At 63.6% G+C, this 15,482-nt stretch carries 15 protein-coding genes; 12 read left to right on the forward strand and 3 right to left on the reverse strand.

From position 1 onward, the window contains the following. Positions 1-140: 140 nt before the first annotated feature. Positions 141-1,763 (reverse strand): long-chain fatty acid--CoA ligase, encoded by a 1,623-nt coding sequence (locus HQ354_RS23865; protein ID WP_222635758.1) that lies wholly within the window; start codon positions 1,761-1,763, stop codon positions 141-143. Positions 1,764-1,946: 183 nt separating this feature from the next. Between HQ354_RS23865 and HQ354_RS23870 the strand changes: the two genes are divergently transcribed. Together HQ354_RS23870 and HQ354_RS23875 are read left to right on the forward strand one after the other, a co-directional pair. After that, positions 1,947-3,449 carry an FAD-dependent monooxygenase gene (locus HQ354_RS23870; RefSeq protein ID WP_261769065.1) on the forward strand — a complete coding sequence of 501 codons (1,503 nt, stop codon included), beginning with the start codon at positions 1,947-1,949 and terminating at the stop codon, positions 3,447-3,449. Between the two features lie 16 nt (positions 3,450-3,465). Beyond that, complete coding sequence (locus tag HQ354_RS23875; RefSeq protein WP_308115283.1) at positions 3,466-4,119, forward strand: ElyC/SanA/YdcF family protein; 654 nt, start codon at positions 3,466-3,468, stop codon at positions 4,117-4,119. 9 nt (positions 4,120-4,128) lie between these two features. Here the strand turns inward: HQ354_RS23875 and HQ354_RS23880 are convergent, their stop codons facing one another. Beyond that, the gene (locus HQ354_RS23880) at positions 4,129-4,923 is read right to left on the reverse strand and encodes an IclR family transcriptional regulator (protein WP_068430482.1); all 795 of its coding nucleotides are present in this window, start codon (positions 4,921-4,923) and stop codon (positions 4,129-4,131) included. A gap of 140 nt (positions 4,924-5,063) precedes the next feature. On the opposite strand from HQ354_RS23880, the gene HQ354_RS23885 reads away from it, so the two are divergent. The 9 genes from HQ354_RS23885 to HQ354_RS23925 are packed head-to-tail and all read left to right on the forward strand — an operon-like array spanning position 5,064 to position 13,890. After that, on the forward strand, positions 5,064-5,576 hold the full coding sequence (locus HQ354_RS23885; RefSeq protein ID WP_167675442.1) for a hypothetical protein: 513 nt from the start codon (positions 5,064-5,066) through the stop codon (positions 5,574-5,576). Next, positions 5,569-7,134 carry an FGGY-family carbohydrate kinase gene (locus HQ354_RS23890; RefSeq protein WP_254303623.1) on the forward strand — a complete coding sequence of 522 codons (1,566 nt, stop codon included), beginning with the start codon at positions 5,569-5,571 and terminating at the stop codon, positions 7,132-7,134. The genes HQ354_RS23885 and HQ354_RS23890 overlap by 8 nt, the downstream gene beginning before the upstream one ends. Beyond that, positions 7,131-8,048 carry a phosphotriesterase gene (locus HQ354_RS23895; RefSeq protein WP_167675444.1) on the forward strand — a complete coding sequence of 306 codons (918 nt, stop codon included), beginning with the start codon at positions 7,131-7,133 and terminating at the stop codon, positions 8,046-8,048. Before HQ354_RS23890 ends, HQ354_RS23895 begins: the two co-directional genes overlap by 4 nt. Beyond that, positions 8,048-8,713: an HAD family hydrolase gene (locus HQ354_RS23900; RefSeq protein ID WP_068430492.1), complete on the forward strand. Its 666-nt coding sequence runs from the start codon at positions 8,048-8,050 to the stop codon at positions 8,711-8,713. Before HQ354_RS23895 ends, HQ354_RS23900 begins: the two co-directional genes overlap by 1 nt. Positions 8,714-8,754: 41 nt before the next feature. Continuing rightward, positions 8,755-10,170: an MFS transporter gene (locus tag HQ354_RS23905; protein WP_114330701.1), complete on the forward strand. Its 1,416-nt coding sequence runs from the start codon at positions 8,755-8,757 to the stop codon at positions 10,168-10,170. Next, positions 10,167-10,952 carry an SDR family NAD(P)-dependent oxidoreductase gene (locus tag HQ354_RS23910; RefSeq protein WP_222635760.1) on the forward strand — a complete coding sequence of 262 codons (786 nt, stop codon included), beginning with the start codon at positions 10,167-10,169 and terminating at the stop codon, positions 10,950-10,952. The genes HQ354_RS23905 and HQ354_RS23910 overlap by 4 nt, the downstream gene beginning before the upstream one ends. Before the next feature lies 1 nt (position 10,953). Then, positions 10,954-11,787, forward strand: a complete 834-nt coding sequence (locus HQ354_RS23915; RefSeq protein WP_222635761.1) for a transketolase — start codon at positions 10,954-10,956, stop codon at positions 11,785-11,787. Further along, positions 11,780-12,769 (forward strand): transketolase family protein, encoded by a 990-nt coding sequence (locus tag HQ354_RS23920; RefSeq protein ID WP_222635762.1) that lies wholly within the window; start codon positions 11,780-11,782, stop codon positions 12,767-12,769. The genes HQ354_RS23915 and HQ354_RS23920 overlap by 8 nt, the downstream gene beginning before the upstream one ends. Next, positions 12,766-13,890, forward strand: a complete 1,125-nt coding sequence (locus HQ354_RS23925; protein ID WP_222635763.1) for a glycerol dehydrogenase — start codon at positions 12,766-12,768, stop codon at positions 13,888-13,890. The genes HQ354_RS23920 and HQ354_RS23925 overlap by 4 nt, the downstream gene beginning before the upstream one ends. Here HQ354_RS23925 and aztA read toward each other — a convergent pair. Next, on the reverse strand, positions 13,799-14,497 hold the full coding sequence (gene aztA / locus HQ354_RS23930) for a zinc ABC transporter ATP-binding protein AztA (protein WP_222635764.1): 699 nt from the start codon (positions 14,495-14,497) through the stop codon (positions 13,799-13,801). The two genes, HQ354_RS23925 and aztA, sit on opposite strands and share 92 nt — an antisense overlap. Before the next feature lie 20 nt (positions 14,498-14,517). Between aztA and aztB the strand changes: the two genes are divergently transcribed. Then, entirely contained in the window at positions 14,518-15,417 is a 900-nt protein-coding gene (gene aztB / locus HQ354_RS23935) for a zinc ABC transporter permease AztB (protein WP_308115284.1), read from the forward strand. Positions 15,418-15,482: the final 65 nt, after the last annotated feature.

The raw sequence follows: 15,482 nt of genomic DNA on the forward strand, positions 1-15,482 counted from the left end.
CAAACGACTCGCCCAAGGCAAAAGCAAACGCGACATCATCCGCTGCCTCAAACGAGCCGTCGCCCGCGAAATGTTCCAACTACTCACACAGAAAATCCGCAGTTGACACTCATAGGAGCATCACGGGCGGCGCAGCCGCGCTAGATTTCGACGACCGTCAGCCCACCTTCCGCGTGCGTGCTCCGCAGCCGCTTCTTGTCGTACTTCCCGACGCTTGTCTTGGGTACCTCTTCGATGAACGTCCACCGCTCCGGCAACTGCCAGTGCGCGACGCGGCCGTCGAGGAATTTCTTGAGCTCGTCTGCAGTGATGCTCGCACCGTCGCGCACGACGACGGCAACCAGCGGCCGCTCGTCCCACTTTGCGTCGGGGACACCGATGACCGCAGCCTCACGTACGTCGGGATGTTCCATGACGTGGTTCTCCAACTCGACCGACGAGATCCACTCGCCGCCGGACTTGATGATGTCCTTGGCGCGGTCGGTCAGCGTCAGGTAGCCGCGTGACGAGATGGTGCCGACGTCACCTGTGCGCAGCCACCCGTCGTCGAACTTGTCCGACGCGTCGTTGCGGTAGTAGCTGCCCGTGATCCACGGCCCACGAACTTCGAGTTCACCGACGCTCGTTCCGTCCCAGGGCAGCTCGGTGCCTGCATCGTCGACGATTCTCGCCCGGACAGCAGCGATGAATCGTCCTTGTGTGCAGCGCAAGTCGAACTCTTCCTCCGGGGACAGCCCTGCGTCGGGCCTGCCCGACGTACCGACCGGCGAGGTCTCGGTCATGCCCCACGCCTGTGTGATGTGTACGCCGTACTCCTCGTGGAACGCCCGCATCAGCGACGGCGGGCAAGCACTTCCGCCGACCAACACGTCGCGCAGACACGACAGGTCTACCGGGTGCTCGGCGAGATGCGCATACAGGGCCTGCCAGATGGTCGGGACCGCAGCTGCCGCCGTCGGACGGAGCGTTTCGATCATCTGAGCGAGGGGCGCGGGCTGCAGGTACTTGTCGGGCATGATGATCGACGCACCGACCATCAGCGCCGCGTAGGGCAGACCCCACGACATAGCGTGGAACATCGGCACGATCGCGAGGACCGTGTCGGACTGCGCGAGGCCCATGCTGTCCGACATGCATGCCTGCATCGAGTGCAACCAGATCGAGCGATGCGAATACACGACGCCCTTCGGATCGCCGGTGGTGCCGGACGTATAACACATTGCGGCAGCGGATCGTTCGTCGAGCTCGGGCCAGTCGAATTCCTCGGGCTTGCCGTCGAGCAGGGCCTCGTAGTTCAGCACCTCGATGTGAGACGGCGCCTGCACGTCCGCCGGATCGGCGCCGACGACGACCAGATGCCGGACGGTCGGCATCTTCGGGAGCAACGGCGTCAGGAGGGGGAGCAGGCTGGCGTCGGCGATGATCACGCGGTCTTCGGCGTGCTCGGCGATGTAGACGAGCTGTTCGGGGAACAGTCGGATGTTGAGGGTGTGCAACACCGCCCCCATCGCGGGCACGGCCATGTAGGCCTCCATGTGTGCCGCGTTATTCCACATGAACGTGGCGACGCGTTGGTCGTCGTCGATTCCGATGGAACGTAGGCCGTGCGCGAGTTGCGCTGCGCGTCGGCCCAATTGGGCGAAAGTGACGGTACTGGGGCCGTCGTCACCCCATGTGGTGATTCGGGCGTCGGCGTGGATCGACGTCCCGAAGCGGACCAGCTGGCCGATCGACAGAGGGGTGTCCTGCATCGTGCTCTTCATGTACGTCCCGTTCCTCCGGTGCTCGATGTGGTGCGCATCACAGGGTGCACACTACGGAAACGAACGAACGCGGCGGCGGTTTCGGCCCTCAGAGAGCGGCAAAGGGTGATTTTGTCGACCACCACAGGGTGAATTGTGGCCGACCGGCGGCGGGAGGCCACGGCGTCGGACACGATGCTGCACATGACGTCGTTCGATACAGATGTCCTGGTGGTGGGGGCAGGGCCGGTGGGTTTGGTGCTGGCGGTCGAGTTGGCGCGCCGAGGGGTCGCGACCAGGATCATCGATCGCCGCACCGAACCGACCGACGAATCGCGAGCGGTGGTCGTCCATGCGCGCAGCCTGGAAATGATGGATGCGATGGGCGTCGTCGACGCGATCGTCGATTCCGGCCGCCGGACCACTGCGTTGCACTTCCACGCCGACGGGAAAATGCTGGCCGACGTCCCGCTCGATACCGTCGACAGTCCGTATCCCTTCTCGGTGACGACGGCGCAGACCGAAACCGAACGCATTCTCACCGCCCGGCTTCGGGAGCTGGGCGTCGAGATCGAGCGGGGAGTCGAGCTGATCGACTTCACGCAGGACGGCGCGTCGGTGCAGGCGTTCACATCGACCGGCAGCATCACGTGTCGCTACCTGGTGGGGACGGACGGGGCGTCGAGCACCGTTCGGCATCATCTCGGCCAGAAGCTGGAAGGCTCGTTCAAGGGCGAGCGGTTCCTGATGGGTGACGTCGACGCGACCTACGACCTGGATCGACGGGCGATGCACATGTTCGCGTCGTCGGGTGGTGGTCCGGCGCTCATCTTCCCAATGGTGGGTGATCGTGTTCGGGTAATTGCCGAAATCGACGCCGCGGATCGAAACCGTGAGGCGACGATGGAGTGGCTGCAACAGGTGTGCGACGAGCGTGGTCTCGGCGCCCAGCTCCGGTCACCGCGTTGGCTGACGACGTTCGAGATTCATCACGCGCAAGTTCCGCGTTATCGAACCGGCCGGGTGTTCCTCGCCGGCGATGCGGCACACGTGCATAGTTCGGCCGGCGGGCAGGGGATGAACACAGGCATGCAGGACGCGTTCAACCTCGGGTGGAAACTTGCTGCGGCAGTGATGGATACGGCGTCGGAGGCGCTGCTCGACAGCTACCACGACGAACGCCACCCCGTCGCTGCGCACGTCATCGGCGAGACGACGCTGATCACACGTGGCGCCACGATGACGTCGAAAGTTGCACGGGGCGTGCGCAATCGGCTCGTTCACGTCGTCGGAGGCGAGCGATTCGCGCAGCGGCGCATCGCCAACGAGATGGAGGAGTACTCGATTTCGTACGTGCACAGCCCGATCGTTCGGAAGGGCCTGCATGCGCGAGTGAAGGCGGGGGAGGCCGCGCCCGCAGTGGTGGGGACCGAGTTGTGGCCGTACCTCGTGAAGACGCGACGAGCACGGCCGTCGGACCATGTTCTGCTCGTCGTGCAGGCTGATACGCAACCGATTTCGATACCCGGTACGACGGCAGTAGCAGTGTGGGACGACGAGATCGCCGAGCGATACGGTCTGCAGGAGCACGGCGGCATCGTCGTCATTCGACCCGACGGGTACATCGCAACGGTGACACGGGTGGATGACGTCGCGGCCATCGAGTCGGCGCTGGCGTTGTCGACGACGGAGCCCGAACCGGTCTGACGGTATTCTCGCGTGGGTGAGAAAGTTTCGGCGCAGGCTAGTTCAGGTCGTAGGCGTACTGGTTGCGCTTGCCGTTGCCGTCATCGCTGCGTCGACGGCGTGGGTCGCGCATGCGGCATCCGGACGTGTGCACGATGTGGCCGACGCGGCGGAAGCTCCGGTGGTCATAGTGCTCGGCGCCGTGGTGCACGGCGGCAAGCCGGGCGGATTCCTGTCCGGGCGACTCGATGCGGCGATCGCGTTGGTGGAGTCCGGCAAAGCCAAGGCAATTCTGGTCAGCGGGAATCGAGACGGACTGTCGGGCAACGAAATCGACGCCATGACCGAGTATCTGGTCGACGCCGGGATCGATCGCGACATCATCGTGAGCGACGACTACGGAATCGACACGTACGACTCGTGTGTCCGGGCCGCGACGACGTTCGGCGTCACCAAGGCTTTGGTCGTCAGCCAGCCGTTGCACGTGTCGCGGGCCGTCGCGCTGTGTCGCGACGTGGGAATCGACGCCGACGGAGTCACCGCAGGCTGCGAATGCGGATGGCTGCCGGAATGGCGCAACTACGCGCGAGAGTTGCTGGCGCGCCCCAAGGTTGCGCTGGATCTGCTGTCGGGAAGACCTCCGGCAGTGGTGTCGGAGCCGGACGAGTCGTTGCGGGTGGCGGTGCGCTAGAACGCCACCTCACGCGCGGTCTTGAAATCCGAGTCGCCGAGAGATGGTCAGGGCGCCGTCGACCAATGCTTCGGCCAACTCCGTCCTGCGGGGCTGCTCGAAGTTGGAGAGGAACCCTCCGAAACTCAACGCAGCGACCGGTCGCCGCGCGCGGTCGAAGATGCAGGCGCCCAGAGCCGCGACCCCCGGGGTGACGTCCTCGAGGCTGATCGCGTAGCCGCGGGCACGGGTGTCGGCGAGGATCCGGCGGAGCGTCGGTTCGTCGACGTCCTGTCCCAGCGGCGTCGTGAGTGGTCCCGATGAGAGCAGTCGCGGCAGCAACGTGTCCTCGAGTTCGGCGAGCAACGCCACGGGCGCGCCGCCGATGAACAGCGGGAGAGATCTGCCGACGGACAGCGACATGACGCGTACGGGACGACTGCTTTCGATGAGGTCCAGGCAGACCGCTCTCGTGCCGTCCGGTACGACGAGGTACACGTTCTCGTCGAAGCGCGCTGCCAGATCGGACATCACATGACTGGCTTCGGTGCGGAGGTCGAAGCTGCCGAGAACACTGGACGCGAGTTCGAAGACGCGCAGTGTCATCTTGTAGTCGCCCGTCGACGTTCGTTCGAGCCAGCCGGTGAGCTCGAGTGTCGCGAGTACCCGATGCGTCGTCGTGCGCGTGTAGCCGCACCGTTTCACCAGTTCGTTGATGGAGAGTTCGGGGGATTCGCGGTCGAACGCCTCGAGAATGCGGGTCGCTTTGACGACCGACGCAATGTGATTCTTCGGATCGATCTCGAGCTCGGGGATAGCAGGCATCGGACTTCCTCGGTGTGACCGTTGACACTTCGACGGCCCTGTGAGACCGTTCTCACGGATTCCGGACAGGCTATCCGGATTCCGGACAACATGCAAGGTCTTCCGCCCACTCCTGTGGGCGACGCTCACCGAGGAGCAACATGACAGCCGTTTCGCAGGTACCGGATTCCATGATCGAACGGGTCGACGGATGGCACATCACTGTGGGCGAGGCTGCCCAGTTCGACTGTGTCCGAGATGGATCGATCGTCGAGTCCATCGCGGGCACCGGTCTCGCGGAGTTCGATTCCGTCGTGCGGCGTTTCGCGCCGTCGAGCTACGACGATGCAAGGATTCGCAGCCTGGTCGCGGACCATCTTCGTGGAACGTCCCCGCTTTCCTACCGGGTTCCGGACGCGACTGCGCTCGGCATTCTCGTCGGGGCGTCGTACAAGACGACGATCGACGAGGTACTGGGAGCGGTGTGGGAAGCGTGCTGCCACGCCGTGATCGCCGAGGTGACGCGCTTGGGGATCGCGACGTTCACAGTGCACTGCGAGCACGTGACTGCCGGGTCCGTCGTTCGCTTTCTCGAATCCGGGGACAGGCGGCCCTTCGTGGATTCCATGCGTCCCGCTCTGGGCGATGTTGCTCAGGTGGTGTGTCGTGGGTGAGCTGTCCGCACCCACGGTGCTCATCGGAGTCGACAAGGGGACCAGTTCGATCAAGACGATTGCGGTCGACGCGTTCTCCGGTGAACTACTCGCCGAATCCGGGTGTCCGACACCGTCTGTTCGAGCGGGGAGTGACCGTCACGAAGAAGAATGTGAAAAGACATGGCAGACAACGGCGGCAACGATCGCAGACGTCGTGGGACGGCTACCTCGGGACACCCAGTACCTCGGTGTCGGTGTCACCGGGCACATGGGTGGGTTGTGGGCGTTGGACGACGAGGGTACTGCGGTCGGTAACGCCATCTGTTGGCCGGATGCGCGCGCAACGGACGTGCTCGACGATGTCATCGGCCGCGACGCCGAGGGCGTGCTCTACGCCCTGGGCGGCAACGCGATGATCCCCGGCATGCCGTACCCGCTGCTTGCGTGGATGAAGGAGCACGACCCGGAACGCTACGCACGCATCTCCACCGTGTTCATGGCGAAGGACTACATCAACTACCGTCTCACCGGGGTGATCTCCACCGAGGAATCCGACTTGTCCTTCTGGCCCTGTGACCTCGCGCGCCGCACGACGTCGGACATCATCTTCGACGCATTCGGTATTCCCGAGGCCGTGCGCTTCGTCGCGCCCGTTCGACCCAGTGCCGCCGTGCTGGGTCGAGTAACGGCCGACGCGGCTGCGCTGACAGGCCTCCCGGTCGGAACGGCCGTCGCCGCGGGATGTGGGGATGCGACCGCGAACATGATCGGAATCGGCGCACAGGGCGACGGACAGGCGACGACGACACTCGGCACCAGTCTGATGAACGGCACGTCCTGCGCGGAGCCGCTGTTCGACCCTCCCGGAATCGGGTTCAGCTTTCTCATGCCGGACGGCCGGTGGCAGCGACAGATCACCAACTCCGGCGGTGGGACTCTGTGCCTCGACTGGGTCGTGCAGACCTTCTGCGGTGACCTCTCCTCCGACATACGGAACGGAACAACAACATTCGGGTCCGTCGTCGAGCAGGCGGCAGCCGCAACGCACCCGGGCAACGGCGGCGTGATTTTTCACCCGTACCTCAACACGGCAGGTGCGACGGCGCCGTTCGTGAACGTCCAGGCGCGGGGGAGTTTCGTGGGATTCGGTCCCGAGACCACCAGCGACCAGCTGATCCGAGCGGTGCTCGAAGGCACGGCACTCGCCATTCGCGACTGCTACGAAGCAATGCCCACGGACATCACGGAGATTCGTCTGACCGGCGGCGGCGCCCGCAGTGCGGCCTGGTGCCAAGTCATCGCCGACGTCATGCAGAAGCAGATGGTCGTCCCCGACGTCGCCGAATCCGGCGCTCTCGGCGCCGCGATGCTCGCAGGCGTCGCCGTCGACCACTATCGCGACTTGACCCACGCCACGACAACACTTGTCCGCGACGGGGCTGTCTACGACCCCGATCCGACTACGGCGAGCACGTACGACGACATGTTCGCCACCTACCGCGCACTGCTGCAGCCGCTGGCACCTGCATGGGCTCGGCAGTTCGCTTTCTCACATTCCCACAAGGAGAACCAATGATCGTCAGAACCGTTCTGGGAGATATCGATCCCGCAGAACTCGGCGTCACGCTGTGTCACGAACACTTGTTCACGAAACCCCCTGCGTGGGCGACGAACGAGGACTCGGACATGGTGTTGGACAACGTGGACAACGCCGTGTCCGAGCTCGGTGACTTCGAGGCGGTCGGTGGCGGCGCGCTGATCGAGATGACCACTGCCGACTATGGTCGGAACGCGGCCAAGCTGCTCGCCGCGGCATCCCGCAGCGACGTACACGTGGTGTCGGCGTCGGGTTACCAGAAGGGCGTCTACTATCCCGATTCGGTCGAGGCCGACAGTGTCGACGATGTGGCGCAGCGGTTCATCGACGACGTCACCGTCGGCGTCGACGGCACCGATCTTCGCGCCGGCGTCATCAAGTACGGAACGTGCCGAACGGACCGCATTCGCGACGACGAGAAAAAGGTCCAGAGGGCGGTCTCGCGAGCTCATCTCGCGACGGGAGCCCCGATTTCGACGCATTGCCAGGCAGGCAAGCTCGGCACCGTCCAGGTCGCAGGTTTCGAAGAACACGGTGTCGATCCTGATCGCGTCCTGATCGGGCACGTCGACCGCAACCTCGATTACGACTACGTGCGCGAACTGGCGTCGACCGGTGTGTGGATCGGCTTCGATCACTGGACCAAACCGAAATACCCGTCCGACGACATCCGAATTTCGTTCGTGGAACGGCTTTTCGACGACGGATTCACGAAGGTCATGGTGTCCGGCGACCTCGGACGCCCCAGCTATCAACCGAGCTACGGGGGCACACCGGGTTTCGCGGGATTGACCCGCCGAGTCCAGGCGCGCATGAACGACAAGCTGATTCATCAATTGTTCGTCGTCAACCCGGCGCAGTTCTTCGCGTTCGAGCCGGTCCGGGCCAGCTGATGTCGAACGACAGCGGAATTCTGTTCGACTTCGACGGCACGTTGGTCGACTCCGGCGGTGCAATTCTCGCGGCGTATCGCCAGACCTTCGAGGAAGAACTGGGCGTACCTCTACCCGCCGAGCTCGAGGACGTTCACGTTCTCATGGCACCACGGCCCATCGAAGTGTTCGCAACGTGGTCGGACGGCGACGCTGCGGAGCTGGTCGACGCGTACGGACGTCACTACGTCGGCGGCGCGTACAAGCACGTTCGGCCTTACGACGGAACTTTCGACCTGATCTCCGAATTGGCCTCCAACGGAACGAAATTCGGTATAGTGACCAACAAGTCGCGGAAGCGATTGCTCCTCGATCTCGAATGGGTGGGCATCGACCCGGCTTTGCTCAGTTGCATTGTCACAGCGGATGATTCGGTCCAACGCAAGCCCGACCCCACGCCGATCCGAATCGGTATCGAACGATCGCACATCGATATCGCCGGATCCTGGTACGTCGGTGACGGCCCGCAGGACATTCTCGCCGGAAGAGCCGCCGGCGTGCGCACTGCGGGCGCGAACTACGGATACTACGGCGCGGAACTTCTGTCTCCGCACGCGCCCGACCTCTCGCTCGAGACACCTCTCGACGCTTTGGGCATTCTCACCTCCTCCCTTCCTCTCCACTAATCGGACACAACCGATGAGGTTGTGACAGAACGGAATCCGATATGCGATCTCTGACGATCAATTCGGTTCGGGACATCAACGATCTGATCGACCTCGAAGACATCCGAACGCGTCGCCACAAACTGCTGCTGCTTCTCGGCTTGGGTGGCATCGCGTTCGAGGCCTTCTATCTCGCGGTCCTCAGCGCCGGTACGAGCCCGATGACCGAACAGCTCGGTCTCAGTGCGAACGAAGTGGGCCTGGTCAGCTCCTACGGGTACATCGCTACTCTCATCGCCGCATTGACCTGCGGCTTTCTTGCGGACCGTTTCGGTCGCGTCAAGTTGATGGTGGTGGCCAAGATCGTTGCCGTCATAGCGCTCGCCATCATGGCCACCGCGCCGGACTTCCTGATACTCGTCCTCGGCCGATGCCTGGCCGGCGCCGCGTACGGCATCGACCTCGGCGTGGCGATGGCGTACCTGGCCGAGTTCCTTCCGAAGCTGCGACGCCACCTCCTGAACTTCTGGCAGGCCCAGTGGTACATCTCCAGTTCTTTCGCATTGCTGGTCGTACTCGGGCTCTACAACTTCGACCTGGGTCTGAACATCTGGCGCTGGTCGCTCGCAGCCGCGGCAGTGTTCGCGATCATCGTCACCGTCGGCCAGATCTTCTTCATGCCCGAGAGTCCACGCTGGCTCGCGGAGAAGAACGACCTCGGTCGACTCGAGAAATCCCTGAACCAGGTCTACGAGATTCAACCGGTGTTTCCGTCGTCGGGAGTACTCGCAGCGGACGAACAGCGCACGGACACCGGCAAGTGGTCCGATCTGTTCAGCAAGACCTATCGTCGACGGACGATTCTGGCCAACGGCGTCACCGCGATGCAGGCGCTGCAGTACTACGCCGTTGCCTACTACTTGCCGGTCATCGCGTTGACGCTCTTCGGGGGCGGATTCGGAGAAGCGATCTTCGGGTCGTTGGTGTTCAACATCTTCGGCATCATCGGCGGCATCGCATCCATCTGGGTGGCACGTAAGCTCGGCGCGCACGGCGCAGCAATGTACGGCTTCCTGGCAGTCGCGGCCATGATCCTGGTGCTCGGCGTCTTCTTCGATTCTCTGCCCACCGCGTTGATGTTCCTGGTGCCGGCGATGTTCATCTTCTTCCACTCTGCCGGACCGGGTGTATCGGGATTGACCATGGCGGCCATGGCCTATCCGAGTGATCTTCGTGGTCGCGGTGGCCAAATCGCCACCGTGTCACAGAGTCTCGGCGGAATCGTCGGTCTCTACGCGTTCCCGAACATGGTCGACGCGTACGGATTGTCCACGACCATCACGATCTTCGCGATCGTCCCACTGATCGGTGTCGTCATCTGCCGAGCCATCATGTGGGAGCCGTTCGACGAGGGTGACGCCGTCGCACTCGAAGCAGAGGCCCAGATCGGCAAGCCGCTCGAAGGGCAGGCTCGATGATGCGCACCGCACTGATCACAGGAGGTGCGCAGGGACTCGGACTCTCGACCGCGAAAAGGCTGGGAGAAGACGGTTTTCACGTGATCGTCGCCGATATCGTTCGAGGCCGCGCCGACGAGTCCGTCGAGAAGCTCACGGCCGAGGGTATAACCGCTACAGCGGTGGCGATCGACGTGACCGACGATTCCTCGGTGCGGGACTGTTTTGCCGTGGTCGATTCGGTCGGCGGCGGCCTGGATGTACTGGTCAACAATGCGGGCATCATTTCGAGATCCCACGCAGAGGACACCGAGTCCGATCGCTGGGAACGCGAGCTGTCCGTTCACCTCGGTGGTGCCATGCGGTGCAGCAGGGCGGCATTCCCGAGACTGCTCGGATCCTCGGCGCCTGCGATCGTCAACCTGGCGTCGGTGGGGTCGACCTTCGGATTGCCGCATCGGTTGGCGTACAGCACCGCGAAGACCGGGGTGGTCGGAATGACACGGACCTTGGCTGCGGAGTGGGGGAGACGGGGCATTCGTGTCAACGCCGTCGCTCCCGGATACATGGACACCGGCATGATGCAGTCGGGCATTGCAAGCGGCACGCTCGACCGCGACCGGATTCTGATGCGAACGCCGTTGATGCGCTTCGGACGGCCCGAGGAGGTGGCGTCGGCAATTTCCTTCCTGGTGTCCGCCGATGCGTCTTTCGTGACCGGTGTCGTACTCGAAGTGGATGGTGGCATCACCATCGACGGAACATTCCACAGTGACAACAGCTACAAGGACGAGGTTGCGTGACATGACAGTTCTCACGACGGCTGTTGCGCTGGAACAATTGCGCGACAGTAGTTTTGCGCTGAGGCGTCGAATGATGCATATGGCGGCGGACAAGGGCGAGGGATACATCGCTCAGGGGTTGGGAATCGCAGATGTACTTGCGGTCGTCTACTTCCGGCAGTTGCGGTTCGACGCGGCCGATCCCGAATGGGTGGACCGCGACCGTTTCGTGCTGTCGACCGGGCACTACTCCGTCGCGCTCTACGCAGTGTTGGCGGAACTCGGAATTCTCGACGACGACGACATCGCGACCTACGGGCTCAACGGCAGTGACCTGCCGATGAGCACATTCGACGAAACACCGGGTGTCGAGATCACCGGTGGTTCGTTGGGGCATGGTCTCGGCCAAGGCGTCGGGATGGCCCTGGGGCTCAGGCTCGACGGCCGGGATTCGAAAGTGATCGTCGAACTGTCCGACGGGGAGCTGCAGGAAGGGTCGACGTGGGAGGCTGCGATGTCGGCTGCGAGCTTTCGGTGCGCGAACCTCACCGCGGTGGTCGACTGCAACGGCATACAGGCGGACGGGCCGATGGTGCTCGACATGGAACCGGTCGCTGACAAGTGGGCGTCGTTCGGTTGGGCGGTCGAGGAAGTCGACGGCAACGATGTCGATGCATTGTGCACGGCCTTCGATTGTCTCGACAGCGTCACCGACCGTCCGAAAGTGATCATCGCGCGCACCACCCCCGGGCACGGCGTGCCGACATTGGTCGCCAGAGAACGCGCGCACTTCGTACGCGTCGAACCAGGTGAATGGGCGTCGCTCATCGAAGAGTTGGAGAACAATCATGCCTGATCTGCTGAACCGTGCCGGAGGTATGGGTGAAATCGCTGAGGTACAAGGGCCCTACGAGACAGCGCCGTTCGGTAACGAGCTCGTCGAACTGGCAAAGACGAATCAGTCGATCGTCGGACTCAGCGCCGACATGTCGAAGTACTCCGACATCGTCCCGTTCATGAAGGCGTACCCCGAGCGTTATTTCAATGCCGGTGTCGCCGAACAGAGTGCAGTCATGATGGCTGCCGGACTGGCGAAGGTAGGAAAGACAGCGTTCTGTGCCACCTACGCGGCGTTCCTGTCGAGACGTGCGCTGGACTTCATCGCGATCGCGTGCGCGCACAGCAAGGCGAACGTCAAAATCGTCGCGGGATCACCAGGATTGGTGAACCCGTACGGCGCGACGCACCAGTCGCTGGAGGACCTGGTCGTGATGCGCAGCGTCCCCGACCTCACGGTGATCGACCCGTGCGACGCCGTCGAATTGCGACACGCAGTGCGTGCGGCGGCAGCAACTCCTGGCACCTTCTACATCCGAAATCTGCGCGGCAAGGTGCCCGTGGTGTTCGATGAGTCCGATTTCGAGTTCGTCGTCGGCAAGGCGCGGCGGGTTCGCGAAGGAACGGATGTCGCAGTCATCAGCACCGGGTTCATGACGGAACGAGCGATGAAGGCGTCGGATACCGCCCGAGATCTCGGTGTGTCGGCCGCGGTTCTACACGTTCCGACGATCAAGCCGTTGGACGAGCAGGCGATCGTCGACATCGCCTCGTCGGTCGGACGCGTGGTGGTGGTCGAGAACGGATTGCGCGCAGGCGGATTGGGGACTGCGGTGATCGAAGTGGTGCATGATCGCGGTATTGCTGTTCCCGTCACGCGTATCGGTCTGCACGACCGATTTCATCCCTGCGGGTCTCAGGCCTACAACGAGAAGGTCTTCGGTCTCGACCAGGATGCGATCACCGACGCCGTGGTGACGGGTAACTGGGCATTCGCATGACAGTCGACTACCGCCAGTTCGGCGCGCCCCGTCGGTACATTCAGGGACCGGATGTCATTCGTGACTTGGCGAGTTTCGTCGCCGAGCACGGGCGTCGTCCATTGGTCGTCGTCGATGAATTCGTGCTTGCGACGCTCGGTTCGGTCGTGACGGGGTCGTTCGAGGAAAGTGGCACGGACTACGAGGTGTTGACGTGTTCCGGTGATGTGACGCGGCCGAACATCGCCGAACATGCTGCCCTGGTGAGAGATCGGCGGCGTGACGTGGTGGTGGGGATCGGTGGGGGCAAGGCGCTGGATCTTGCCAAGGGGATCGCCATCGATCTGGGCGCGGAAATGGTCACCTGCCCGACCATCGCTTCCAACGACGGGCCGACCGCGCGGATCTTGGCGATATACAACGAGAGTCATGTGCTGTGCGAAGTCGGCAACCTGGAGTTCAATCCGAGTTGCGTGGTGGTCGATACCGCGCTGATCGCACGTGCTCCCGTCCAGTTCCTGATATCCGGCATCGGCGACGCCGTGGCGAAGAAGTTCGAGGCCGACGCGTGCAGACTCGGGACCGGAAACACGATGCAGGGAACCCGGCCGCTGGACATCGGAAGCATCGTCACGGCCGGCTGTTACGACATGCTCGCGACACATGCGGTCGACGCCGTGAAAGCTGTCGAGAACGACGAACTCACCCCTGCTGTCGAATCGGTGGTCGAGGCGGTCGTGTTGCTGTCCGGGATCGGGTACGAGAACGGGGGGCTGTCGATAGCGCACTGCATGACCAGGGGGCTCATGGCAGGTAGGGGAACTCGGTCGGTGCTACACGGGTATCACGTCGCCTACGGACTACTCGTACAGCTCGCGCTGGAGCGTCACCACGACGACGTGGTCGGTGAAGTGACGGACTTGTTGTCGGCAGTGCAGTTGCCGACGTCGTTGGCCGACATGGGGATGCACGACGCAACGCCCGACGAGATTCGCGAACTCGCAGTCGCCGCCATGTCTGCTCCCCACATCCGCAACACGATCGCCGAGGTTACTGTCGAGGCACTCGTTGCAGCGATCGAGACCGTCGAGGCTCGTGCTCTGGAGCGTGCACCGAAAGAACCTCCCCGCGCCCGAGCGTGATGGTGGTGTGCGCCCGTTGGGCGTCGTCGAGGTCATGCGTTGCCATGACGACGACGGCGCCCCTGGCCGCCTCGTCGTCGACGACGCCGTCGATGATGTCGCGGGCCTCGGCGTCGAGACCGGTGGTGGGTTCGTCGAGCAGGACGAGATCACCTCGTTCGACGAGTGCCTGCGCGAGGAGCGCTCGTTGACGTTGGCCACCGGAGAGCGTCGACAACCGGCGTGACCGGAGTTCGGTCAACTTCAGGCGCGCGATGGCGTCGTCGACTGCTTGTCGATCTTGCTTCGTGGCCCGTCCGAGGATGCCGCGTCGCGGCCAAGTGCCCATGGCAACCACCTCGCCGACGGTGATGGCCATGCGGTCGTTCACGTCGGAGCGTTGGGGGACGTAGGCGACGGAACATCGGTGAGTGTCGACGGTGCCGTGTGAGGGCGTGACGATCCCCGCAAGTGATTGCAGCAGCGTCGATTTGCCGGATCCGTTGTGCCCGACGAGTGCGGTGACCGTGCCGGGCCCGAACGATGCGGTGACGTCGTGCAGCGCGGTGGTGTTGCCGTACCGGACGGACAGGTTGCGGACGGTCACCGATTCGTTCATGACAACCATTGTCGCATATGGTGCTGGATGTGGATTGGCTACTCGACCCCTTCGCTGTCTCGTTCGTGCAGCGCGCCCTGTGGGCAGGCATGCTCGTATCGATCTTGTGTGCGTTGGTGGGAACCTGGGTCGTGTTGCGCGGCATGGCTTTTCTCAGCGACGCGGTATCGCACGGCATGCTGCCGGGCGTCGCGATCGCGTACCTGATGAGTGCGAACCTGCTGGTCGGCGCGGCAGTGAGTGCCGTCGTCATGATCGGAGGAGTGGCGTGGGTGTCGCGACACTCGCGGCTGTCGGAGGACACGGGCATCGGGTTGCTGTTCGTCGGCATGCTCGCGCTCGGGGTCGTGATCGTGTCTCGTGCACGGTCGTTCGCGGTGGACCTGACGTCGTTCCTGTTCGGTGATGTGCTGTCGGCGACATACGCGGACCTCGTGTTTCTCGCGGTTGCGGCTCTGGTTGCGCTGGTGGTGTCGGTCGTCGCCTACCGGCCGTTCGTGGCGCTGGTGTTCGACGAGCGGAAGGCCCAGACGTTCGGATTCCGACCGCGGTTGGCGCATGTGGTGCTGCTGGCGTTGGTGGTGCTGGCAGTGGTGGCGTCGTTCCGGATCGTCGGGACGTTGCTGGTCTTCGGGCTGTTGGTGGCACCGTCGGCGACGGCGTACTTGTTCGGGCGGTCGATCGTGCCGTCGATGATGCTGGCCACGTTGTTCGGATGGTCGGCTGTGGTCGTGGGGCTCCTCGTGTCGTGGCACGCCAACACCGCCGCGGGCGCCACGATCGCAGGGTTGGCCGTGTTGCAGTTCTTCCTGGTCGCGGGGGTGCGGGCGGTAGTTGGTGCGCGGGGCTCGGGTGGTGAGCGGGCGTCGGGTGGTGACCGGATGTCGGGTGGTGACCGAATGTCACAGACGGTCACTCTGAGTGACTGAGGGGCGCCTTCGCTAGTACGTGGGCGCGGGCTGAGCGAGGGACGCATTCGGTCACTCTGAGTGAG

The organism is Rhodococcus sp. BP-261, from assembly GCF_019835205.1.
Classification (GTDB): Bacteria; Actinomycetota; Actinomycetes; order Mycobacteriales; family Mycobacteriaceae; genus Rhodococcoides; species Rhodococcoides kyotonensis_B.